This is a genomic window from Variovorax sp. J22P240 (genome assembly GCF_030316855.1).
Taxonomy (GTDB): Bacteria; Pseudomonadota; Gammaproteobacteria; order Burkholderiales; family Burkholderiaceae_C; genus Variovorax.
In genome coordinates this window covers 156,958-177,360 of record NZ_JASZYR010000012.1, presented here as the reverse complement: position 1 = coordinate 177,360, position 20,403 = coordinate 156,958, and the positions used below count along the sequence as shown (strand labels likewise).

General features: G+C 65.9%; 20 protein-coding genes. 11 read left to right on the top strand and 9 right to left on the bottom strand.

The features are described 5' to 3' along the window. Window positions 1-394: electron transfer flavoprotein subunit alpha/FixB family protein (locus QTI24_RS24120; protein ID WP_286603871.1), on the top strand; the 394-nt coding region annotated here is incomplete at its 5' end. Window positions 395-789: 395 nt separating this feature from the next. Then, window positions 790-2,226 carry a surface-behavior sensor histidine kinase ShkS gene (gene shkS / locus QTI24_RS24115; RefSeq protein ID WP_286603870.1) on the top strand — a complete coding sequence of 479 codons (1,437 nt, stop codon included), beginning with the start codon at window positions 790-792 and terminating at the stop codon, window positions 2,224-2,226. A gap of 67 nt (window positions 2,227-2,293) precedes the next feature. Here shkS and QTI24_RS24110 read toward each other — a convergent pair whose 3' ends face one another. The 7 genes from QTI24_RS24110 to QTI24_RS24080 all read right to left on the bottom strand — a co-directional run bounded on the left by QTI24_RS24110 (window position 2,294) and on the right by QTI24_RS24080 (window position 8,598). Beyond that, complete coding sequence (locus tag QTI24_RS24110) at window positions 2,294-2,890, bottom strand: response regulator transcription factor (protein WP_286603869.1); 597 nt, start codon at window positions 2,888-2,890, stop codon at window positions 2,294-2,296. 63 nt (window positions 2,891-2,953) lie between these two features. Then, on the bottom strand, window positions 2,954-4,276 hold the full coding sequence (locus QTI24_RS24105; RefSeq protein ID WP_286603868.1) for a tryptophan--tRNA ligase: 1,323 nt from the start codon (window positions 4,274-4,276) through the stop codon (window positions 2,954-2,956). A 10-nt stretch (window positions 4,277-4,286) separates the two neighbouring features. Further along, on the bottom strand, window positions 4,287-4,958 hold the full coding sequence (locus tag QTI24_RS24100; protein WP_286603867.1) for a site-2 protease family protein: 672 nt from the start codon (window positions 4,956-4,958) through the stop codon (window positions 4,287-4,289). 40 nt (window positions 4,959-4,998) lie between these two features. Next, a complete protein-coding gene (locus tag QTI24_RS24095; RefSeq protein WP_286603866.1) occupies window positions 4,999-5,634 on the bottom strand; it encodes an L-threonylcarbamoyladenylate synthase in 636 nt (211 codons plus the stop codon). A gap of 36 nt (window positions 5,635-5,670) precedes the next feature. Then, complete coding sequence (locus tag QTI24_RS24090) at window positions 5,671-6,603, bottom strand: DMT family transporter (RefSeq protein ID WP_286603877.1); 933 nt, start codon at window positions 6,601-6,603, stop codon at window positions 5,671-5,673. Window positions 6,604-6,608: 5 nt separating this feature from the next. Continuing rightward, window positions 6,609-7,463, bottom strand: a complete 855-nt coding sequence (locus QTI24_RS24085; RefSeq protein WP_286603865.1) for a 3',5'-nucleoside bisphosphate phosphatase — start codon at window positions 7,461-7,463, stop codon at window positions 6,609-6,611. A gap of 115 nt (window positions 7,464-7,578) precedes the next feature. Further along, entirely contained in the window at window positions 7,579-8,598 is a 1,020-nt protein-coding gene (locus QTI24_RS24080; RefSeq protein ID WP_286603864.1) for a transporter, read from the bottom strand. Between the two features lie 154 nt (window positions 8,599-8,752). On the opposite strand from QTI24_RS24080, the gene ppk2 reads away from it, so the two are divergent. The 8 genes from ppk2 (at window position 8,753) to urtE (ending at window position 17,734) form a co-directional block, all read left to right on the top strand. After that, complete coding sequence (gene ppk2, locus QTI24_RS24075; protein WP_286603862.1) at window positions 8,753-9,670, top strand: polyphosphate kinase 2; 918 nt, start codon at window positions 8,753-8,755, stop codon at window positions 9,668-9,670. Window positions 9,671-9,760: 90 nt separating this feature from the next. Beyond that, the gene (locus QTI24_RS24070; protein WP_286603861.1) at window positions 9,761-10,804 is read left to right on the top strand and encodes an extracellular catalytic domain type 1 short-chain-length polyhydroxyalkanoate depolymerase; all 1,044 of its coding nucleotides are present in this window, start codon (window positions 9,761-9,763) and stop codon (window positions 10,802-10,804) included. A 24-nt stretch (window positions 10,805-10,828) separates the two neighbouring features. Further along, window positions 10,829-11,677, top strand: coding sequence for a lipase family protein (locus QTI24_RS24065; protein ID WP_286603860.1), 849 nt, complete (start codon window positions 10,829-10,831; stop codon window positions 11,675-11,677). A gap of 304 nt (window positions 11,678-11,981) precedes the next feature. Continuing rightward, window positions 11,982-13,250, top strand: coding sequence for an urea ABC transporter substrate-binding protein (urtA, locus tag QTI24_RS24060; protein WP_286603859.1), 1,269 nt, complete (start codon window positions 11,982-11,984; stop codon window positions 13,248-13,250). Between the two features lie 117 nt (window positions 13,251-13,367). Further along, window positions 13,368-14,948 carry an urea ABC transporter permease subunit UrtB gene (gene urtB, locus QTI24_RS24055; protein WP_286603858.1) on the top strand — a complete coding sequence of 527 codons (1,581 nt, stop codon included), beginning with the start codon at window positions 13,368-13,370 and terminating at the stop codon, window positions 14,946-14,948. Then, entirely contained in the window at window positions 14,945-16,162 is a 1,218-nt protein-coding gene (gene urtC, locus QTI24_RS24050; RefSeq protein ID WP_286603857.1) for an urea ABC transporter permease subunit UrtC, read from the top strand. The genes urtB and urtC overlap by 4 nt, the downstream gene beginning before the upstream one ends. Then, window positions 16,159-17,034 (top strand): urea ABC transporter ATP-binding protein UrtD, encoded by an 876-nt coding sequence (gene urtD, locus QTI24_RS24045; protein WP_286603856.1) that lies wholly within the window; start codon window positions 16,159-16,161, stop codon window positions 17,032-17,034. Before urtC ends, urtD begins: the two co-directional genes overlap by 4 nt. Window positions 17,035-17,041: 7 nt before the next feature. After that, window positions 17,042-17,734, top strand: a complete 693-nt coding sequence (gene urtE / locus QTI24_RS24040; protein ID WP_286603855.1) for an urea ABC transporter ATP-binding subunit UrtE — start codon at window positions 17,042-17,044, stop codon at window positions 17,732-17,734. Here the strand turns inward: urtE and QTI24_RS24035 are convergent, their stop codons facing one another. Both QTI24_RS24035 and QTI24_RS24030 read right to left on the bottom strand, forming a co-directional pair. Then, on the bottom strand, window positions 17,735-18,415 hold the full coding sequence (locus tag QTI24_RS24035) for an anti-sigma factor family protein (RefSeq protein ID WP_286603854.1): 681 nt from the start codon (window positions 18,413-18,415) through the stop codon (window positions 17,735-17,737). It lies immediately after the preceding gene. Next, window positions 18,402-18,977 carry a sigma-70 family RNA polymerase sigma factor gene (locus tag QTI24_RS24030; protein ID WP_286603853.1) on the bottom strand — a complete coding sequence of 192 codons (576 nt, stop codon included), beginning with the start codon at window positions 18,975-18,977 and terminating at the stop codon, window positions 18,402-18,404. The genes QTI24_RS24035 and QTI24_RS24030 overlap by 14 nt, the downstream gene beginning before the upstream one ends. A 144-nt stretch (window positions 18,978-19,121) precedes the next feature. Here QTI24_RS24030 and QTI24_RS24025 point away from each other — a divergent pair, with 144 nt between their 5' ends. After that, window positions 19,122-20,342 (top strand): YVTN family beta-propeller repeat protein, encoded by a 1,221-nt coding sequence (locus QTI24_RS24025; RefSeq protein ID WP_286603852.1) that lies wholly within the window; start codon window positions 19,122-19,124, stop codon window positions 20,340-20,342. Window positions 20,343-20,403: the final 61 nt, after the last annotated feature.

Genomic DNA, 20,403 nt, shown 5'->3' with positions numbered 1-20,403 from the left:
CCGTGAAGTGACCAAGAGCGAACGCCCTGAACTGACGGCCGCCAAGATCATCGTCTCGGGCGGCCGGGCGCTGGGCAGTGCCGAGAAGTTCACCGAAGTGATGGCGCCCCTCGCGGACAAGCTCAACGCAGGCCTCGGTGCGAGCCGCGCGGCAGTGGACGCAGGCTACGCCCCGAACGACTGGCAAGTGGGCCAGACGGGCAAGATCGTCGCGCCGCAGCTCTACATCGCAGCGGGCATCTCGGGCGCGATCCAGCATCTGGCGGGCATGAAGGACTCCAAGGTGATCGTGGCGATCAACAAGGACGCCGAAGCGCCGATCTTCTCGGTCGCCGACTACGGCCTGGAAGCCGACTTGTTCACGGCCGTGCCCGAATTGGTCGCCGCCGTCTAGATAGAGACACCTCCATGGCCTTCCTGCGTCAGTGCCTCTGGTCGAAGTATGAGCAAGGGGTCGTGCTCCATGGACCGAGTCGCGGGGTCATCGAACAAGTCGGTCCCGTTGTCCGCATGGGCGGCGCAGGCGCCATGAGCCAAAGTGATTTCTTCCGCAAATAGGCCGAGCGCCTTTGGGTTTCGTTGTGCGCGCGCGACGCATCCCGCAACGATTGGAACGAGGGCCCCGGCGCGGGCAATTAAGATCATGCAGATGTGCACCCACCCAGAGGTGGCGGTCCGCAGCGGTACGAAATACCGTCTAGCGTTTCATTTTGCGAGCCATAGCGCCGCACATGCAAGGCCCCTCGCGAGGGGCCTTTTTTGTGGCCGGGCTGACAAGGGCGGTAAGCCATGATTGGAAATTCGTCGTTCGCAGGGCTGGGCAACTCGTCCTTCGCCAGCCTCACGCCCGCGCCGGCCTCGGCCGACGAGGCCGAGCCGTGGGTGCGCGGCGAGCTGATCCGCAGCCTGATGCGGGCCTCCCGTGGCTCCTACCTGCTGGCGGCAGCGCTGATGCCGGCGATGGTGGGGCTGAGCTGGGGGCACGTGCCGCCATGGCAACTGATCGTGTGGTTCTGCATCGGCATCGCCGCCACGGGCTGCCGGATCTGGGGCGAGCAGCTCTACGCACGGCACTACGCCGACCGGGATTCGGCCGCGCAGCAGTACTTCGTCGAGCGCTATCGCTGGCTCTGGAGCACGAGCGCGTTCGCCTGGGGCCTGTCGATACTGATCTTCTTCGAGCGCACGCCGCTTGTGAACCAGTTCATGAGCTGGCTGATCGTCGCCGGGGTGGCGACCTTCCCACTCAACGGCCTTGCCTTGCATCCGCCGCTGCTCAAGCGCTACGTGAACACGCTGTTCTTCACGATGCTGGCGGCGATCCTCCTGCGGATGATCGAGCTCAATTTCGAGCGTCCGCATTTCCACTACGGCTTCCTGATGCTGCCCGGACTGCACTGGTGGCTCCTGCTGCGTGCGGGCCGGCGCATCCACGAAACGGCGCGCAACAGCTTCGAACTGCTCTTTCACAACCACATCCTGATCAACTCGCTCACGCAGCAGCGCCAGGCGGCCGTCTCAGCCGTCGCGATGAAGAACCGCTTCCTCGCCAGCGCCGCGCACGACATGCGTCAGCCGGTGCTGGCGCTCTCGCTCTATGCCGACTGGCTGCGCAACGAACCCGAACTCGTCGCCGAGATCGCACCGAAAATCGTGCGGGCCACGCACGCGGTCAACGCGCTCTTCGATTCGCTCTTCGATCTGGCACGGATCGATTCGGGTCAGGTGAGGTTGCACATCGAGCGCGTCGACGTCGCCCAGCTGCTGCACGACCTCGAACTGCAATACCGCCCCGTCGCGGAAGCCAAGGGGCTGGCCTTCCGCATGCACGTGACCCCAGGCACCGTGCTGACCGATCCGATCCGAGTTCGCCGCATGATCGGCAATCTGCTCGCCAATGCCATCAAGTACACGGCCGAAGGCGGCATCCTGCTGGCATCCAGGCAGACCCGCGACGGCCTTCGCGTGGAGGTGTGGGACACGGGTATCGGCATCGCGCGCGAGCATCTGCGCGACGTGTTCCTGGAGTTCTACAAGGTGGCCGACCATGCCGGCACCTCGGACGGCTTCGGCCTGGGCCTGGCCATCGTGGCGCGCCTGTCGCACGCATTGGGACACCCCGTCAGCGTCCGATCGCGCCTGAGCCGCGGCAGCGTCTTTCGCGTCGCACTGCACGACGCCGACGAGACCCAAGCCCAAACCCGCATCTCAGGGGCCGTTGGCTAGGGGTCGCGTAGCGTGCCCCTTTGATGAGCCGCCGCGGAACCGGCTTCGCCGGGCCGCAGGGCGGCGGTCAGCCAGAAAGCAAGCCGTTCGTGCGGGCGTGGTGGAGGGCTTGGGTGCGGCTCTTTACACCGAGCCTGCGGAACAGCCGCCACAGGTGCACCTTGACCGTGTGCTCGCTGATGTCCAGCTCCGTCGCGATATCGCGGTTGCTCATGCCCTGGTCCAGCATCGCGATCAGCTGGGTCTGGCGCTTCGACAGCTTGCTGTTCGCAGCGGCAACGGGCTCTTCGGCGTCGGTATCGGCCATCAGCAGCCCACGCAGCACCGCGGTGAGTTCGGCCGAGCTGGCCGACTTCTCGATGTAGGTATCGGCACCGGCTTCGATGCACGCTTCTTCCATATCGGCCGACGGCGATGCGGAGTACACCGCGATCGGGACGTCCGGATAGGCACGCTTCACCTCGACCACGCCGGAAACGCCCGTCGTGTCCGGCAGCTTCAGGTCAAGGCAGAAGAGGCCCGGCGCACCGTGCTGCTTGACCGCGGCAGCCAGCTTGTCCAGCCGCTCGAGCTCGACGATGTTCTCAGCCGGACGTAGGCGCCGCAGCACCATCACGATGGCGTCGCGCATCAGGGGGTGGTCGTCGATGACATAGATACTCATGGTTTTCTCACTGTGTCCGCAGGTCGGGGATGGCCCATCGCCGCGTGTTGGCTGTCACTTGAATTAGCTCCCGCTTGCTGCGTCGGCAGCCAGCGCCTCCAGCGCGGCAGATGCCGCACTTGTTCCTTCATTGTCGATGGGCTCGAGCTGTGCGGCGAGTAGGGCAAGTGCGGCCCCGCGCTGCTCTCGCAGCATGCCGATCGCGCGACCCGCTTCCTGCGGTGACGCGAACCCCCGGCTTTGTACCAGTTGCGCGCCGCTCGCATCGAGCAGCTTGAAATAGAAAAGCCCATCGCTCTCGCGGTACTGCTTGAAACTCGGGCGTGCGACCTTGGCCGCCTTCTGCCTTGCAGTCTTGTCCTGGGTCGCCAGATTGCGAAGGCCGACCGCGTGGCGCAGCTCGGCCATGAACGGACGCGAAATCTCGCGTGCCTTGTCGGCACCGGCGCGCAGGACCTTCTCGATCTGCGCCGGATCGTTCAACAGGGCTTCGTAGTGCTTGCGCATCGGTGCGACCTCGCGGTCGATGCGCTCGAACAGGATCTGCTTGGCGTCGCCCCAGCCGATGCCGTCGGCATAGGCCGCGCGCAAGGTCTCGGTTTCCTCGCTGTCCGCGAAGGCCTGGTAGATCTGGAACAGGGCGGAGCCTTCGGTGTCCTTGGGTTCGCCGGGCGCGCGCGAGTCGGTCACGATGCCGGCGATCAGCTTCTGCAACTGGGCGCGCGGCGTGAAAAGCGGAATCGTGTTGTCGTAGCTCTTGCTCATCTTGCGGCCGTCGAGGCCGGGCAGCGTGGCCACGGCATCGTCGATCTCCGCCTCGGGCAGGGTGAAGTGCTCGCCGTAGAGATGGTTGAAGTGCTGCGCCATGTCGCGCGCCATTTCGATGTGCTGGACCTGGTCGCGGCCCACCGGCACCCTGTGCGCGTTGAACATCAGGATGTCCGCGCCCATCAGCACCGGGTACATGAAGAGGCCCGCGTTCACGTCGGCATCGGGGTCGTCGCCCTTTGCAGTGTTCTTGTCGACCGATGCCTTGTAGGCATGGGCGCGGTTCAGCAGGCCCTTGCCCGTGACGCAGGTGAGGAACCAGGTCAGCTCCGGGATCTCGGGGATGTCGGACTGCCGGTAGAAGGTGACGCGCTCGGGGTCCAGGCCGCAGGCCAGCCAGGTTGCCGCGATTTCGAGGGTCGAGCGCTGGATGCGCGCAGGTTCGTCGACCTTGATCAGCGCGTGATAGTCCGCCAGAAAATAGAAGCTCTGCACATCGGCCCGGCGGCTGAAACGCACGGAATGGCGCACCGAGCCCACGTAGTTGCCGAGGTGCGGCGTACCGCTTGTCGTGATGCCGGTGAGGAAGCGAATGGTTTCGGGAGAAGACGAGGCCATGGGAGAAGACTCAGCGGATCAGGGCGGCGATGGGCGTGAGCAGCAGGTCGATGGCGCCGTAGCCGAAGCCCATCAACGGCCTCAGCCAGTAGGTGCTGACGATGCCCGCGAGGACCAGACCCATCACGATGAAGAAGCCATAAGGCTCGATGCGCGCCAGAAAGTTCTGCGCGCCGCCGCGCGGAAGCAGGCCAGCCAGCACGCGGCCGCCGTCGAGCGGGGGCAGGGGAAACAGGTTGAAGGCCCACATCACGAGGTTCACGAGCACGCCGCCCTGCGCCATCTTGATGAAAAAGGGTTCATTGATGCCTGCTCCGACGAGCCCGTAGAAGAACAGGGCCCAGATGATCGCCTGGATGAAGTTGGATGCGGGGCCGGCCAGAGCGACCCAGATCATGTCGCGCTTCGGATTGCGCAAATGGCCGAAATTGACCGGCACCGGCTTCGCATAGCCGAACAGGAAGGCGCCCGAAGTCGCGAAGTACAGCATCAGCGGCATCAGGATCGTGCCGATGGGGTCGATATGCTTGATGGGGTTGAGCGTCACGCGGCCGAGCACGTAGGCCGTGTTGTCGCCCAGGTAGCGCGCCACATAGCCGTGCGCGGCTTCATGCACGGTGATCGCGAAGATCACGGGCAGTGCGTAAATGAGGACGGTTTGGATGAGGTTGGAGAAATCCACCGCTGGATTGTCTCAGACCGTTGCCTGTCCCCTGCGGGACTCAGAGACCGAGCACCGCGAGCGGTCCGCGGCCTTGCCGCACCAGCACGGGATCGCCGCCCGTGCCCATCGGCGTGAGGTCGACCACGGTGGTCGGTTCCGAGGGGCAGGCGCCGGAGTCGATCACGGCGCCGATCTGCTTTTCGAAGCGCTCGCGGATCTCCGCGGCGTCGTTCAGGGCCTCGGTTTCGCCGGGAGGGATGAGCGTGGTCGCCAGCAATGGCTCGCCGTGCAGCATGAGAAGTTCGCCGAGCACCCTGTGGTCGGGCACGCGCAGGCCGATGGTCTTGCGCTGGGGATGGCTCACGCGCCGCGGCACTTCCTTGGTGGCTTCGAGGAGAAAGGTGTAGGGGCCAGGCGTGGAGGCCTTCAGGAGCCGGTATTGCTTGTTGTCGACCCGCGCGTAGTTGGAAAGCTCGCTCAGGTCGCGGCAGATCAGCGTCAGGTGGTGCTTCTCGTCGACCTGGCGAATGCGCCGCAGTTGGTCGACCGCATCCTTGTCGTCGAGATGGCAGGCCAGCGCGTAGCTCGAGTCGGTCGGCACGGCGACGATCTCGCCGCGCGCAAGCAGCGCCACGGCCTGCTTCAGCAGGCGCTGCTGGGGATTGTCGGGATGGACTTCGAAGTACTGGGCCATGGCGTCACTGGATCTGAAGGTGCAAAGTATCGGGCCTCAGGACTCCGCCGGCTCGATCGGCACGCGACGTTCGCGCACCGTGAGCCAAGCGCCGGCGGCGCCGCAGATGGCGATCAGCGCCATGCCGGTCAACGAGATCGTGTCCGGAATCTGCGAAAACATGAGCCAGCCGCCCAGCATCGCGAACGCGATCTGCGCATAAAGATAGGGCGTGAGCGTCGATGCCGGCGCGCGCTGGTAGGCGAGGATCAGGATGAAGTGGCCCACCGTCCCCATGAACCCCATGAGGCACAGCAACGCCCACCAGTGCCACGAGGGCAGGGTCGTCCACGCGAAGGGCAGCGCGACCGACGCGAGCAACGCGCCCACCCAGCCGGTATAGAAATGCATCGTGAGCGGGTTCTCGGTGCGTGCCAGCTTGCTGGTCAGCACCTGGAACCAGGCGTTGGTCAGCACCAGCCCGATCGGCAGCAGCATCGCCCAGCTGAACGCCTCGCCGCCCGGCCGCAGAATCACGAGCGTACCGGCGAAACCGCCCGCTACCAGGGCCCAGCGCAGTGGCGACACCTGTTCCTTGAGGGTGGTCGCGGCCAGCAACGTGATGACCAATGGCGCGATCAGCACGATCGAGGTGAACTCCGCCAACGGCATGTAGCGCAGGCTCAGGAAGGCCAGCGTGCTCGACGCGAGCAGCAGGGCGCCGCGCAGCAACTGGTATTTGGGGTGCTGCGTGCGCAGCAGTCGCGGGCCGTGCTTCGGCAGCAGCACGAGCGTCGTCGCGACCGCCTGGAAGGCATAGCGCACCCAAACGCCCATCAGGATCGGCACGGCAGCCGTCGAGAGCTTGGTAGCGGTGTCCAGCGTGGCAAAGCACGCGACGGCGAGCAGCACGAGGCCGATGCCGGCGAGGATGCGCTCCGATTCGAGGTCGCGCGTGCTCTTTCTCGCGGCGATGCCGCCGCTTTCCAACGCGCTCACTGGATGCGGTGCTCCAGCAATTCCCACACCGGCGTGAGCTTGCCCGGGAGCCAGGGCAGCTTGCCGAGGTCGCAATGGCTTTCGTCGGGGCTGTGGAAATCGCTGCCGCGCGAGGCGGCAAAGCCGAACTCCAGCGCCTTGTCCGCGTATTCGACGTACTCGGCGGGCGTGTGGCTGCCGGTCACGACCTCGATCGCCTTGCCGCCATGCGCCTTGAATTCGACAAAGAGCGCGTATTCCTCATTGGCGGTGAACTTGTAGCGCCCGGGATGGGCGATCACGGCGAGCCCGCCCGCGGCGGTGATCCACTGCACCGCGTCCTTCAGCGTGGCCCAGCGGTGCGGCACGTAGCCGGGCTTGCCCTCGGTGAGGAACTTGCGGAATACCTCGGAGGTGTCCTTGCAGTGGCCCGCTTCCACCAGAAACCGGGCGAAATGGGTGCGCGAGATGAGTTCGGGATTGCCAACGAACCTGAGCGCTCCTTCATAGGCGCCGTGGATGCCGACCTTGGCCAACCCCTCGGACATCTCCTGCGCCCGCTTGCCGCGGCCGCCGCGTGTGTCGTAGAGGCCTTCGCTCATGGCCGCGTCGTCGGGGTCGAAGCCCAAGCCCACGATGTGCACGGTTTCGCCGGCGAAGGTGACCGAGATCTCGGTGCCGGTGAGGTACTTCATGCCTTGCTCGCGGGCCGCGGCCGCCGCCCGGTGCTGGCCGCCGATTTCGTCGTGGTCGGTCAGGGCCCACAGCTCGACGCCATTGGCTGCTGCGCGGGCCGCCAAAGCTTCGGGCGTCAGCGTGCCGTCGGATACCACGGAGTGACAGTGCAGGTCGGCGTTGAGGATGGAAGTCACTCCGCGATCTTATTCTTTCTCGAAAAGGCTTGCAGAGCGCATGGCGTCTGCGGAAGCTGCTACCAAATGGATAGCACTTGTGCGGCTCCGGCCTTGCGGATGCCGCCGTTGCCCCTCAGCGCTTCTTGCGGAAGGCCACCCATGCCGCGACAGCCGTGAAGCTCAGCACGATGGCCACGACGATCCAGAACCCATGCTTGTGCTCGGCCAGTGGAATGCCGCCCACGTTCATGCCGAACAGCCCGGCGAGGATATTGATGGGCAGCGCCAGCACCGTCACCACGGTGAGCACGAACAGGCTGCGGTTGTTGTCCTCGTTCACGTTGTCGGCGATCTCTTCCTGCAGGAGCTTGATGCGCTCCTGCAGAGCGCCCATGTCGCGCAGCACCACTGAAAACTCCTCGGTCGAGCCGCGCAGTTCCTGGGCATCGGGCTCGGCCATCCAGGCGGGCGGGTTCTGAAGCAAGCGGAAGAGGGCGGCCGGCTCTGGTGCCAGGAGGCGCTGCAGCCGCACGAGCACGCGGCGCAGCACGCCCAGCCGCGCGCGCTTGTGATCGAGACGGCCGGCCAGCAGTTCGTCCTCGATGCGGTCGATGCGCGTCGTCACGCCGCGCACGATGTTTACCAGCACGTCGGCCTGCACCCGCAGCAGGTGTTCGAGCAGTTCGGTGCTGGAGCGCGGCGCGTCACCGGCCTTTACCGCCGTGCGCAGCGCATCGACCGAGCGCAGCGGCTGCGTGCGCGCCGTCACCACCAGGCGCGGGCCGACGCTGATCCACAAGGTCGAGATGTCCGAGGGCTCGAAGCTGAATTCGAAATGCACGTCGTTGATGACGGCGATCAGCGAGTCGTCGGCGCGCTCGATCCGGGTCGAGTGCAGTCCTTCCTTGAGCGTCTCGAAGAACAGGTCGGAGAGACCGGCATGCCGCAGCAGCCAGCGTTCGGCCTGCGCATGGCTCAGGTTGAAGTGGAGCCACATGTAGGCACCGCCTGTTTGCGGGCCCGCATTGCCGTGCCGGGCGAGCCATTCGGCGGCCTGCGGCGAATCGACGGAGCGCGACGGCTCGGGCGAGTCCGCATCGAACAGGTAGCCGCAGATCAGTCCGGCTTCGTCGCTTCCATACGCGCCGGCCATTGAAACTCAGGGTGTCCTTGTCATGAACGCGCCATCCTGGCCGGGGCGTGTGTCAGCCGTGTGACGACGCCGAGTGGGCACACTTTCTGTCACATGACAGTCATGCTGCGGGATGAGCATGCGGTTTTCCCTTGCCTTCATCCAGAGAACGACCATGACGCTGCCCACCACCCTCGGAGACCAGGACGACCTGATCGAGCGCATCGCGCGCGACCTGATCGACAGCTATGACGAGGAGATCGAACTCGAACTCGAGGACCGCAGCCTCGACGAGCTCGAATCCGGCAGGATCACCGACAAGGCCGGCCGGCAGGCCTATTTCAAGGAGCTGTTTCGCCTTCAGGGCGAGCTGGTCAAGCTGCAGGATTGGGTGCAGCACAGCAGGCAGAAGGTCGTGATCCTGTTCGAGGGGCGCGATGCGGCTGGCAAGGGTGGCGTGATCAAGCGAATCACGCAGCGGCTCAATCCCCGCGTGGTCCGCGTAGCCGCGCTGCCGGCGCCCAACGACCGCGAACGCACCCAGTGGTATTTCCAGCGCTACGTGGCGCATCTGCCCGCCGCGGGCGAGATGGTGCTGTTCGATCGCAGCTGGTACAACCGCGCGGGCGTCGAACGGGTGATGGGCTTCTGCACCGACGACGAATACGAGGAGTTCTTCCGCACCGTTCCAGACTTCGAGCGGATGCTGGTGCGATCGGGCATCAAGCTCATCAAATACTGGTTCTCCATCACGGACGAAGAACAGCACATGCGCTTCCTGGGCCGCATCCACGACCCGCTCAAGCAGTGGAAGCTGAGCCCGATGGACCTGGAATCCCGCCGCCGCTGGGAGGAATACACCAAGGCCAAGGAGACGATGCTGGACCGCACCCACATCCCCGAGGCACCCTGGTGGGTCGTGCAGGCGGTCGACAAGAAAAAGGCCCGCCTGAACTGCATCACCCATCTGCTGGGCCAGTTGCCCTACCAGGAGGTCGAACACGCGCCGATCACCTTGCCGGCGCGCGTGCGCAATGAGGACTACCTGCGCCACCCGGTGCCGGCCGACATGTACGTTCCCGAGGTGTACTGACCCGAGCGGCCGGCCGGATGAGCGGCTCGTTTGGGTGGAAAGGTGCGGTCGAAGCTGCTACCGTGCGTCGACCGACCCACGCGCACTTCGATGCCCCGCCGCCTCCTTTCCCCGCTCACGCGTGCCTATCAGCGCAACCTCAAGGCGCTCACCAAGGCCACGTTGGGTAGCAGCAAGCGCATCGCCAACCAGGTCCAGCGCGCGGCAGCGAAGCAGCTCAAGCCGCCGCCCGGCAGCGGGGACTGGCTTCCGGGCGTGGCACTGGGTCCGGCCGGCGCGCGGCGCTATCACGTCTACCGTCCGCCGGACCTGCATCTGCAGCTCGGCGAAAAGCTGCCCCTGATGGTCATGCTGCACGGCTGCGGCCAGACCGGGCGCGACTTTGCCGTCAGTACCCGCATGAACCGGCTCGCCGCGCGAGAACGCTTCCTGGTGCTCTACCCCGAGCAGGACCGACTTGCCAACGCGCAAGGCTGCTGGAACTGGTACGACCGCCGCTCAGGCAAGGCCGACGCCGAAGCGGCGACGCTGATCGCGGCGATCGACCAGGTTCAGATGCTCTATCCCGTGGACCGTGAGCGCACGGCGCTCGCCGGTCTTTCGGCCGGCGCCAGCATGGCGGCCCTCCTGGCGACGCGGTATCCGTTGCGCTTCAAGGCACTGGCCATGCACTCCGGCGTGGCGCCCGGCGCGGCCAAGTCGCCCGCCACGGCACTCGGCGCCATGCGGGGGCAGCACGTGCCGCCCATGCCGGCGACGGCGGTGGGCAAGGCCATGGGCGCCGCAGCGGCGTTCACGACGCTGCCGCCCCTGCTGATCCTTCATGGCGATGCCGATACCGTCGTGTCGGCCAGCAATGCCGGCAGCACCGCCGAGGTCTGGGCCGTGGCCACCGGCGCACGGCCCGGCACGAGCCGGGTGCTGCAGCGCGGCAAGCGCCACGCCATGCGCATCACTGACTACACGCGCCGGGGCCGTACCGTGGTCTCGTTGTGCGAAATCGCGGGGCTCGGGCATGCCTGGAGCGGTGGCGTGCCTAGCATGCTCTTCACCGACGCCTCCGGCCCCGACGCGACCAAGCTCGTGTGGGCGTTCGCGTCGCGGCAGTTCCGGTTGGCCGGGGAACCGCAGTAGAGTGGATGCGCGAGGCTCCAGCCCATGCCCCTCATCTCCTACGACGCAAGCCGATCGGCGCTTTATTCGCCCGAGCGGCATGAGGCGTTGTTCGAGCAGGGCCGCAATTACACGCCCACGCAATGGGCCATCGAGGCTTCCCGCCTGGCGTACTACCGCGCCGAGACGTCCGAGGCCGAGCAACTGCGACTGACCGACGCGCTGGCCAACGCAGGCTTCGGTGCCCCGACGCTGTTCCTGGATGGCGCGACCTTTGCGTTCGGCACCTTGCATGCAGGCGACCGCAGTGCGCTCATCGCCTTCCGCGGCACCCAGCCCGATGAAATCCGCCACCTCGCGACCAATCTGCAGGCGCAGCAGTCGGCCTGGAGCGAAAGCGGCGGCCGAGCGCACGCCGGCTTCGCCAAGGCGGCACGTGGCGTCATGCCGCAGTTGAGCGAATGGCTGGCGGGCGAGGGAATCAGCCGAAGCCGCCTGATCCTTGCCGGCCACAGTCTGGGTGCGGCGCTCGCCACCTTGACCACGACAGTGCTGCGGCCGGAATTGCTCGTTACGCTCGGCTCACCCCGCGTGGGTGACGCGGATTTCGTGGCGGCGCTGGCGGAGACGAACATCGTGCGCCTCGTCGATGGATGCGACGTGGTGACGCAGTTGCCGCCGGCCCTGTCGTTCTATGCGCATGCCGGCGCGGTGACTTACATCACCTGCCTGGACGGCGTCTGCGTCGACGATCCGGCGCCGCCCATGATCGAGGCAGATCGCATCGAGGGCCGCGCCCGCTATGCGACGGAACATGCATGGAAGCCCGGCGCCGTGCTGCTGCGCGAGTTGGCGGACCACGCACCGATCAATTACGCGCGAGGGTTCTTTTAGAGCCTTCTAGCTCGCCCCCAGCCTTGCCCGCTTCGTGTGGCTCGGACACCCCCGACCGGGGGCAACCGGCGGCCCTGGCTTCGCCGGCCGGGAAACAGAGGTGCGCGCACATCGGGGGCAGCCGCGGAACCGGCTTTGCCGGGCCGCCGGCTTCGCCCCCGGCAGGGGGTGGGAGGGCTACACGCAGTGAGCCCGACCTGGGGGCGAGCAAACCCCCGTACGCCACCCGGCGTATTCCCGCCCCGAGACCTCTTCCGCAGACTCCTCTCCATCGTTCACACCACACCAGGAGAAGGAAATCACCATGCAACGTCGTTTCACCCTCAAGGCGCTCACCGCCGCTGTCGCTCTGGCGAGCCTTTCTGCCGCGCCTGCTTTCGCACAGGACACCATCAAGGTCGGCGTGCTGCACTCGCTCTCCGGCACGATGGCGATCTCGGAGACCGTGTTGAAGGACACGGTGCTGATGGCCATCGATGACATCAACGCCAAGGGCGGCGTGCTCGGCAAGAAGCTCGAGCCCGTGGTGGTCGACCCGGCTTCCAACTGGCCCCTCTTCGCTGAAAAGACCAAGCAGCTGCTCGGCCAGGACAAGGTTTCGGTGATCTTCGGCTGCTGGACCTCGGTCTCGCGCAAGTCGGTGCTGCCGGTCGTCGAGGAAATGAACGGCCTGCTGTTCTACCCCGTGCAGTACGAAGGCGAAGAACTCAGCAAGAACGTGTTCTACACCGGTGCCGCGCCGAACCAGCAAGCCATTCCGGCCGTCGACTACCTGATGAGCAAGGAAGGCGGCGGCGCCAAGCGCTGGGTGCTGCTGGGCACCGACTACGTCTATCCGCGCACCACCAACAAGATCCTGCGTGCCTACCTGAAGAGCAAGGGCGTGGCCGACAAGGACATCGACGAGAAGTACACGCCCTTCGGCCACAGCGATTACCAGACCATCGTCGCCGACATCAAGAAGTTCTCGGCCGGCGGCAAGACCGCAGTGGTCTCGACCATCAACGGCGACTCCAACGTGCCCTTCTACAAGGAACTCGGCAACGCCGGCCTGAAGGCCAAGGACGTGCCTGTGGTCGCCTTCTCGGTCGGCGAGGAAGAACTGCGCGGCGTGGACACCAAGCCGCTGGTCGGCCACTTGGCTGCGTGGAACTACTTCATGAGCATCAAGAACCCGACCAACACGGCGTTCATCAAGCAATGGAGCGACTACGCCAAGGCCAAGAACATCGCCGGCCACAAGGACAAGCCGCTGACCAACGACCCGATGGAAGCCACCTGGATCGGCATCCACATGTGGAAGCAGGCAGTCGAGAAGGCCAAGAGCACCGACACCGACAAGGTGATCGCCGCGATGGCCGGCCAGACCTTCACGGCACCCTCGGGCATCGTCTCGAAGATGGACGAGAAGAACCACCACCTGCACAAGAGCGTGTTCATCGGCGAGATCAAGGCCGACGGCCAGTTCAACGTGGTGTGGAAGACGCCGGGTCCGGTCAAGGCCAAGCCGTGGAGCCCGTACATCGAGGGCAACGACAAGAAGCCTGACCAGCCTGCCGGAAAGTCACTCTAACCCCCAGCCTCGCCCACTTCGTGTGGCTCGGACACCCCCTTTCAGGGGGCAACACCAGCGGGCCGGCAGAGCCGGCCCGCGGTGTTTCTGGAAACTGAGAACGGCCGTCACACATCTATGCGTCTTATCTACCTCTGCGCAGCGGCACTGTTGCTGCTGACGAACATTCCGGCCCACGCGCTGACGACCGATGAGGCGAAGGCCATCGCTTCTGGCGAATCCGAAGCGCGCATTGCGGCGCTCAACAAGGCCGTTGCGACGGCTGACGAGAAGACTGCTGCCTTCATCCAGGCGATGTCGGACGACGCGGTCAAGTTCACTGAGAGCAAGGTCTTCGTCATCAAGGACGACAAGGCCTACGATCCGGTCACAGGCGCGGAGCAGAAGCTGCCCGACGATGCCGAGGACGTGGTCAACAACAACATGATGCGTGGCGCGCTCGATGCGGCGCAGGCTGCGCTCAAGCTCACGAGCAAGGACGACGCGGTGCGCGCGGAAGCGGCGCAGGCGCTGTTCAAGGAGCCCGACGAGTCGCGGTTGCCGTTGGTCGAGAAGGCGCTGGCTGCCGAAACGAATCCGAAGATCAAGGCACAACTCGAACTGGTGCGTGCAGCCAGCATGCTCAGCAGCGCGGACAAGGGCAAGCGGCTGGTCGCGGCCAAGGACCTTGGAGAGAGCCGCAGCCCCGACACCAAGCTGCTGCTCAACCAGCGCCTCGCCGAAGAGACCGAAGCGGACGTCAAGGCGGCCATCGTCTCGTCGATCAGCAGCATCGACGGATCGCTCGTCTGGGGCGACCGCATCAACGCGATCTTCAGCGGCATCAGCCTCGGCTCGGTGCTGCTTCTTGCCGCTCTGGGTCTCGCCATCACCTACGGGCTGATGGGTGTGATCAACATGGCGCACGGCGAATTGATGATGATCGGCGCCTACGCGACCTACGTCATGCAGGGCATCTTCCAGCGCTACTTCCCGGAGTCGGCCTTCGGCTGGTACCTGGTCGCGGCAATCCCGGTTGCCTTCCTCGCCTCGGCGCTGGTCGGTGCGGTGCTCGAACGCGGCGTGATCCGCTTCCTCTACGGCCGGCCGCTCGAAACGCTGCTCGCCACCTGGGGCATCAGCCTGATGCTGCAGCAACTGGTGCGCTCGCTCTTCGGTGCGCAGAATGTCGGCGTTGAGAATCCCGCATGGATGAGCGGCGGCTTCACCATGCTGAGCAACGTGACGCTGCCATGGAACCGCATCTGCATCATCATCTTCGCGGGCCTGGTGCTGCTCGCGATGGGATGGCTGATCGGTCGCACGCGGCTGGGGCTCTTCGTGCGTGGCGTGACGCAGAACCGGCCGATCGCCTCCTGCATGGGCGTCAATACGGCGCGCATCGACACCTACGCCTTCGCGCTGGGCTCCGGCATCGCGGGGCTTGCGGGTTGCGCGCTTTCGCAGATCGGCAACGTCGGCCCGGATCTGGGCCAGAGCTACATCGTCGATTCGTTCATGGTGGTCGTGATGGGCGGTGTCGGCCAGCTCGCCGGAACAGTGTACGCGGCCATGGGCCTGGGCATCCTGAACAAGTTCATCGAAGGCTGGGCCGGTGCGGTGCTCGCGAAGATCGCGGTGCTCGTCTTCATCATCATCTTCATCCAGAAGCGTCCGCAAGGAATCTTCGCGGTGAAGGGCCGGAGTGCCGAGGCATGAGCAAAGTCGTACTTCCTTCCAAGGGCCCGCTGCTCAGCGGCAAGGGCTGGACCACCTTCTTCGTCGTGCTGATCGTCGTCTGCGCCCTCGCGCCCGTGCTCAACATCGTGGTGCCCCCCGGCGGCGCGCTGCACATGAGCGACTACGCCGTGGCTCTGGTCGGCAAGATCATGTGCTACGCCATCTGCGCGCTGGCCATGGACCTGATCTGGGGCTACACCGGCATCCTCTCGCTGGGCCACGGCCTCTTCTTCGCGCTGGGCGGCTACATGATGGGCATGTACCTCATGCGCCAGATCGGCCGCGACGGCAACTACAAGAGCGACCTGCCGGACTTCATGGTGTTCCTCGACTGGAAGACGCTGCCCTGGCACTGGACCTTCAGCGACAGCTTCATCGCCACGCTCATCCTGATCGTCGCGGTGCCGGGCCTCATCGCCTTCGTGTTCGGCTTCTTCGCCTTCCGTTCGCGCATCAAGGGCGTGTACTTCTCGATCATCACGCAGGCAATGACATTCGCGGCGATGCTGCTTTTCTTCCGCAACGAGACGGGCTTCGGCGGCAACAACGGCTTCACGGACTTCAAGCGCATCCTGGGCATTCCGTTGGCGACGCAGGAGATGCGGATGACGCTCTTCGTGCTCACGGGCCTGACGCTGCTCGGCTTCTTCCTTTTCTCCAAGTGGCTGATCGGCAGCAAATTCGGCCGCGTGCTGCAGGCGATTCGCGATGCCGAGTCGCGCGTGATGTTCTCGGGCTACAACCCGCTGGGCTACAAGCTCACGATCTGGGTCATCTCTGCCGTCATGTGCGGCGTGGCCGGCGCGCTCTACGTGCCGCAGGTCGGCATCATCAACCCCGGCGAGATGAGTGCGGCCAACTCGATCGAGATCGCGATCTGGGCGGCGGTCGGCGGTCGCGCGACGCTGATCGGGCCGATCATCGGCGCCTTCATCGTCAACGGGGCGAAGAGCTGGCTCACCGTGGCTTATCCCGAGTACTGGCTGTACTTCCTCGGGGCACTGTTCATTGCCGTGACGCTGTTCTTGCCCAACGGCATCGTCGGCCTGGTCAAGAAATGGGCGACGAGGGAGAAGGCCGCGCCGAGCGAAGGCCGCCGCGAGGTGCAGCGCGCCATGGCGGCGGAGCAGGGCGTCGAGCCGGCTGCGCTCACGCCCCCCCTTGCCGTCGAACCGAAGGGAGCGCGCGCATGACCCCCGACCTGATGGACGCCGGCGCGGAACGCGTCGCCAGGCACATCGCCTTCGACCACGCCCTGCAGACCGAATCGGGCGGCCGCGCGGCAGGCTACGGCCGACACACGACGGCGGGCGAAGTGGACACGACGCACGGCCGCATCCTCTATCTCGAAGACGTGAGCGTGAGCTTCGACGGCTTCAAGGCGATCAACAAGCTTTCGCTCGACATCGCACCGGGCGAGTTGCGCTGCATCATCGGGCCGAACGGCGCGGGCAAGACCACGATGATGGACATCATCACCGGCAAGACGCGTCCCGACGAAGGCACCGTCTTTTTTGGCAGCACCATCGACCTGCTGCGCCACAAGGAAGCCGAGATCGCCCAACTGGGCATCGGACGAAAGTTTCAGAAGCCGACCGTGTTCGAGCATCTCACTGTGTTCGAGAACCTCGAACTGGCGCTCAAGACGGACAAGGGCGTGAAGGCGTCGATGCTCTTCAGGCTGGATTCGGCGCAGTGCGACCGGCTGGCTGAAGTGCTGCACACCATTCATCTGGAAGGCAGCGTGTTGCGGTTGGCGGGCAATCTGAGCCATGGGCAGAAGCAGTGGCTGGAGATCGGGATGCTGCTGATGCAGGACCCGAAGCTGCTGCTGCTTGATGAGCCCGTCGCGGGAATGACTGATGAAGAGACCGCGCGGACGGCCGAGCTGTTCCTGTCGTTGAAAGGCAAGCATTCGTTGATGGTGGTGGAGCACGACATGAGCTTCATCCGGACCATCTCGGAGATCGTGACGGTGCTGTGCGATGGGTCCGTGCTCGCGCAGGGAACTCTGGATGAGGTCCAGGCCGACGAGCGTGTCATCGAGGTTTATCTGGGGCGTTGAGGATCGCATGCTGAGCGTAAAAAACATCCACCAGTACTACGGCGGCTCCCACATCCTCCGGGACGTCGGCTTCGAAGCGCGCCTGGGCAAGGTCACCGTACTCCTGGGCCGCAATGGCGTAGGCAAGACCACCCTGCTCAAGTCCCTCATGGGCCTGGTCCCCATCAAGAGCGGCAGCATCGAGTTCGACGGCGCCCCCATCCAGAAGAGGACGCCGTACGAAAGAGCCCGTGCCGGCATGGGCTTCGTCCCGCAGGGCCGCGAGATCTTCGCGCGCCTCACGGTCGAGGAGAACCTGCGCATGGGCCTTGCCTACAAGTTGGGCAGCACGCCGATCCCTCCGGAGCTTTACGAGCTCTTCCCGGTGCTCAAGCAGATGTTGAACCGCCGCGGCGGCGACCTCTCCGGCGGCCAGCAGCAGCAACTGGCCATCGCCCGCGCGCTCGCGCCGAAGCCCAAGCTGCTGATCCTGGACGAGCCGACCGAAGGCATCCAGCCCAGCATCATCAAGGACATCGGCCGGGTGATTCGCATGCTGGCCGACCGCGGCGACATGGCGATCGTGCTTTGCGAGCAGTACTACGACTTCGCTCAGGAGCTGGCCGACGACTACCTTGTGATGGAGCGCGGCGAGGTCATCGCGCGCGGCCTCGGCAAGGACATGGAAGCGCAGGGCGTGCGCCAACTGGTGGCGATCTGATCAGCGCGCAGCGCTTTCCGCAGTCGCCATTCGATCTCGCACGAGCGTAGCGAAGGCTTGCAGTTCGGCCGGATTCAGGTCGGATACCGCCCAGGCCTGCATGCCGCCTCCCGTCCAGTGCGCAAGGTTGTAGCCGCGCCTTGCCAGCAGCTGCGGGGCTGCCGGATTTTCATCCGGAGCAGGCCAGACGAACAGGTTGATGACGTGCGGCCCCGACTGGTAGACCAGCGCGGCGACCGACCGACCGGCGATGTAGTCGAGCCGCGCGCCGATCAGCGGCAGGCCCTCCGCTGCGAGGTCGACCACGGGCGGCGAGAAATCGAGCTTGCCGGCAAACCAGGGCTTGACCGTGTGGCGGTCGGAAGACAGCACATCGGCGAGGTGCGATCCCATCAACGAACGCACATGGCTGTCGGTGATGGAGTCGCTCATGACCTCCTGCGCCGGCATCACCAGCAGGCCCAGCGCGATGCCCCAGGCGGTGGCGGCACCTGCGACGAACATCGTGATGGCCTGAAGCCAGGGCCACGCAGTCGGACGGCGCTGTGGGCGGAGCGGTTCACGCACGTCTGCCTTGTGCAAGTCGGCAAGGATGCGCTCGGCCAGTGCCGCGGGCGGCGCATGTCGCGTCGCTTCGCGCCGGATCAGGGGTCCGAGTTCGTCGTCGTCAGTTGCTGGCATCACGCTTTCCTCCAACCTGCGCGCGAGGCGCCTCCGCGCCAAGCGCGGCGCGCAACAGGGCACGGGCACGCGACAGGCGCGACATCACCGTGCCGATGGGAATGCCGGCGATGCGCGCGATGTCCTCGTACGACAGGTCCTCCAGTTCCCGGAGCACGATCACCTCGCGAAAGGCCGGTGCCAGCGCCTCGATCGCCGCATCGACGCGCTGGCCGGTCGCACGCTGTTCCCATAGCGCGGCCGGGTCGCCCCCGCCCGGCGGGCTCGACCCGATGCCGGGCTCGTCGACGCTGCTGTCGCGCAGTTCGTCGAATTCCACCTGATCCGCCAGATGGCGATGCTGGCGCATCCAGTCGTAGCAGGCGTTGCGAACGATGCCCAGCAGCCAGGGCCGCGCGTCTTCGCCGCGCAGGTTGTCAAAGAAGCGAAAGGCGCGCAGGCAGGCCTCCTGCACGGCGTCCTCGGCCTGCTGGTCGTCGCGCAGAAGCCAGCGCGCGAGGTTGTACGCGGCGGGCAGGTGCGGCAAGGCGGCGGCCTCGAATCGACGGGTGCGGTCGTTCAACGGATTCCTTCCCCTGCATGACGGGCGGGCGGATGGCTTTATTCCGCCATTCGTTTTTCGCTCGGATCGGGAATAGCCGGCGCGCCCGGTCCGTCATGCGTGATGGCGATTCTGTTCCTTCTTTACCCACTCGGGAGTGTGCTCATGAAGCTGCATTCGATTCTTGCGCCAGCGTTCGCGGCGCTGTTTCTCGCCGCACCGGCCTGGGCCGCGGGGCCCAAGGCCTACGTCGGGAACTTCAAGGACAACTCGGTCAGCGTGATCGATGCCGCCGCCTTGCGCGTGGTGGCCACGGTGCCCGTGGCCGCGGGGCCCGATGGCATCGCCGTCGCGCGCGACGACACCCAGGTCTTCGTGAGCGGATCGAGCGCATCGAGCCTCAGCGTGATCGACACGGCCAGCGATCAGGTGGCGGCGACGGTCGAGGTCGGCAAGGGGCCACAAGGCCTCGCGATCACGCCCGACGGCCACTGGCTGCTGGTGGCAGTCAACGGCGACGACCGCGTGGCCTTCGTCGACACGGCCACCCGCGCGGTGAGTGCGACCGTGCCGGTTCCCAAGCCGCACACCATCGCAATCCGTCCGGACGGCCAAAAGGCCTACGTCTCCTCGCAGGCGCCGGGGAATTTCGCGCTGGTGGTGATCGACCTCCCGACGCGCGCGGTGACGGCCAGCGTGCCGGTAGAGAAGACGCCGCGCGACCTCGAGTTCGGCCCCGATGGCAAGGCGCTCTACGTGACGCTGGCCGGCGTGAGCGCGGTGCAGGTATTCGACCCTGCTTCCAACCGCGTGGTGGCGCAGATACCCACCGGCGTTTCGCCGCATGTCGCGCATCACTTCGCCGGCACGCCGGCGGGCGTGGTGGTGGTGCAGGGGCCCGGCGAGCTCATGCTCTTCGATCCGGCGACGCGCGCAGCGTCCGGCAGCATCGCGGTGGGCAAGCAACCGCATTGGGTCGACGTCCTCCCCGACCGCAAGAAGGTGCTGGTGACCAACGAGGGATCGAACGACGTCAGCGTGGTCGATCTCGCCGGCGGTCCGGTCGCCACCATTCCCGTCGGCAATGCGCCGCGCAAGGTGGCTGTCCAGCATCGCGCCGGGACGGGCGCCGAGGCGAAGGTCTCGATCGACAACTTCGCCTTCGCTCCGGTGGAACTCGCCATTGCCGTGGGGCAGAGCGTGACCTGGACCAACAACGACGGTGCGCCGCACGGCATCGCCTTTGCGGATGGCGCCAAGGGCATGGACCTGATGTTGCCGGGCCAGTCGTTCAAGCGCACGTTTTCCAAGCCCGGCGCGTACGAGTACGTCTGCTCCGTGCATCCCTACATGACGGCGCGGGTCACGGTCGGCGCCGCGCATTGAGCTTTCGCTGCAGCGCGGCCGGGCCGGCGGTACGCTCGGGGGTTTCCTTCGCCCGAGAGAC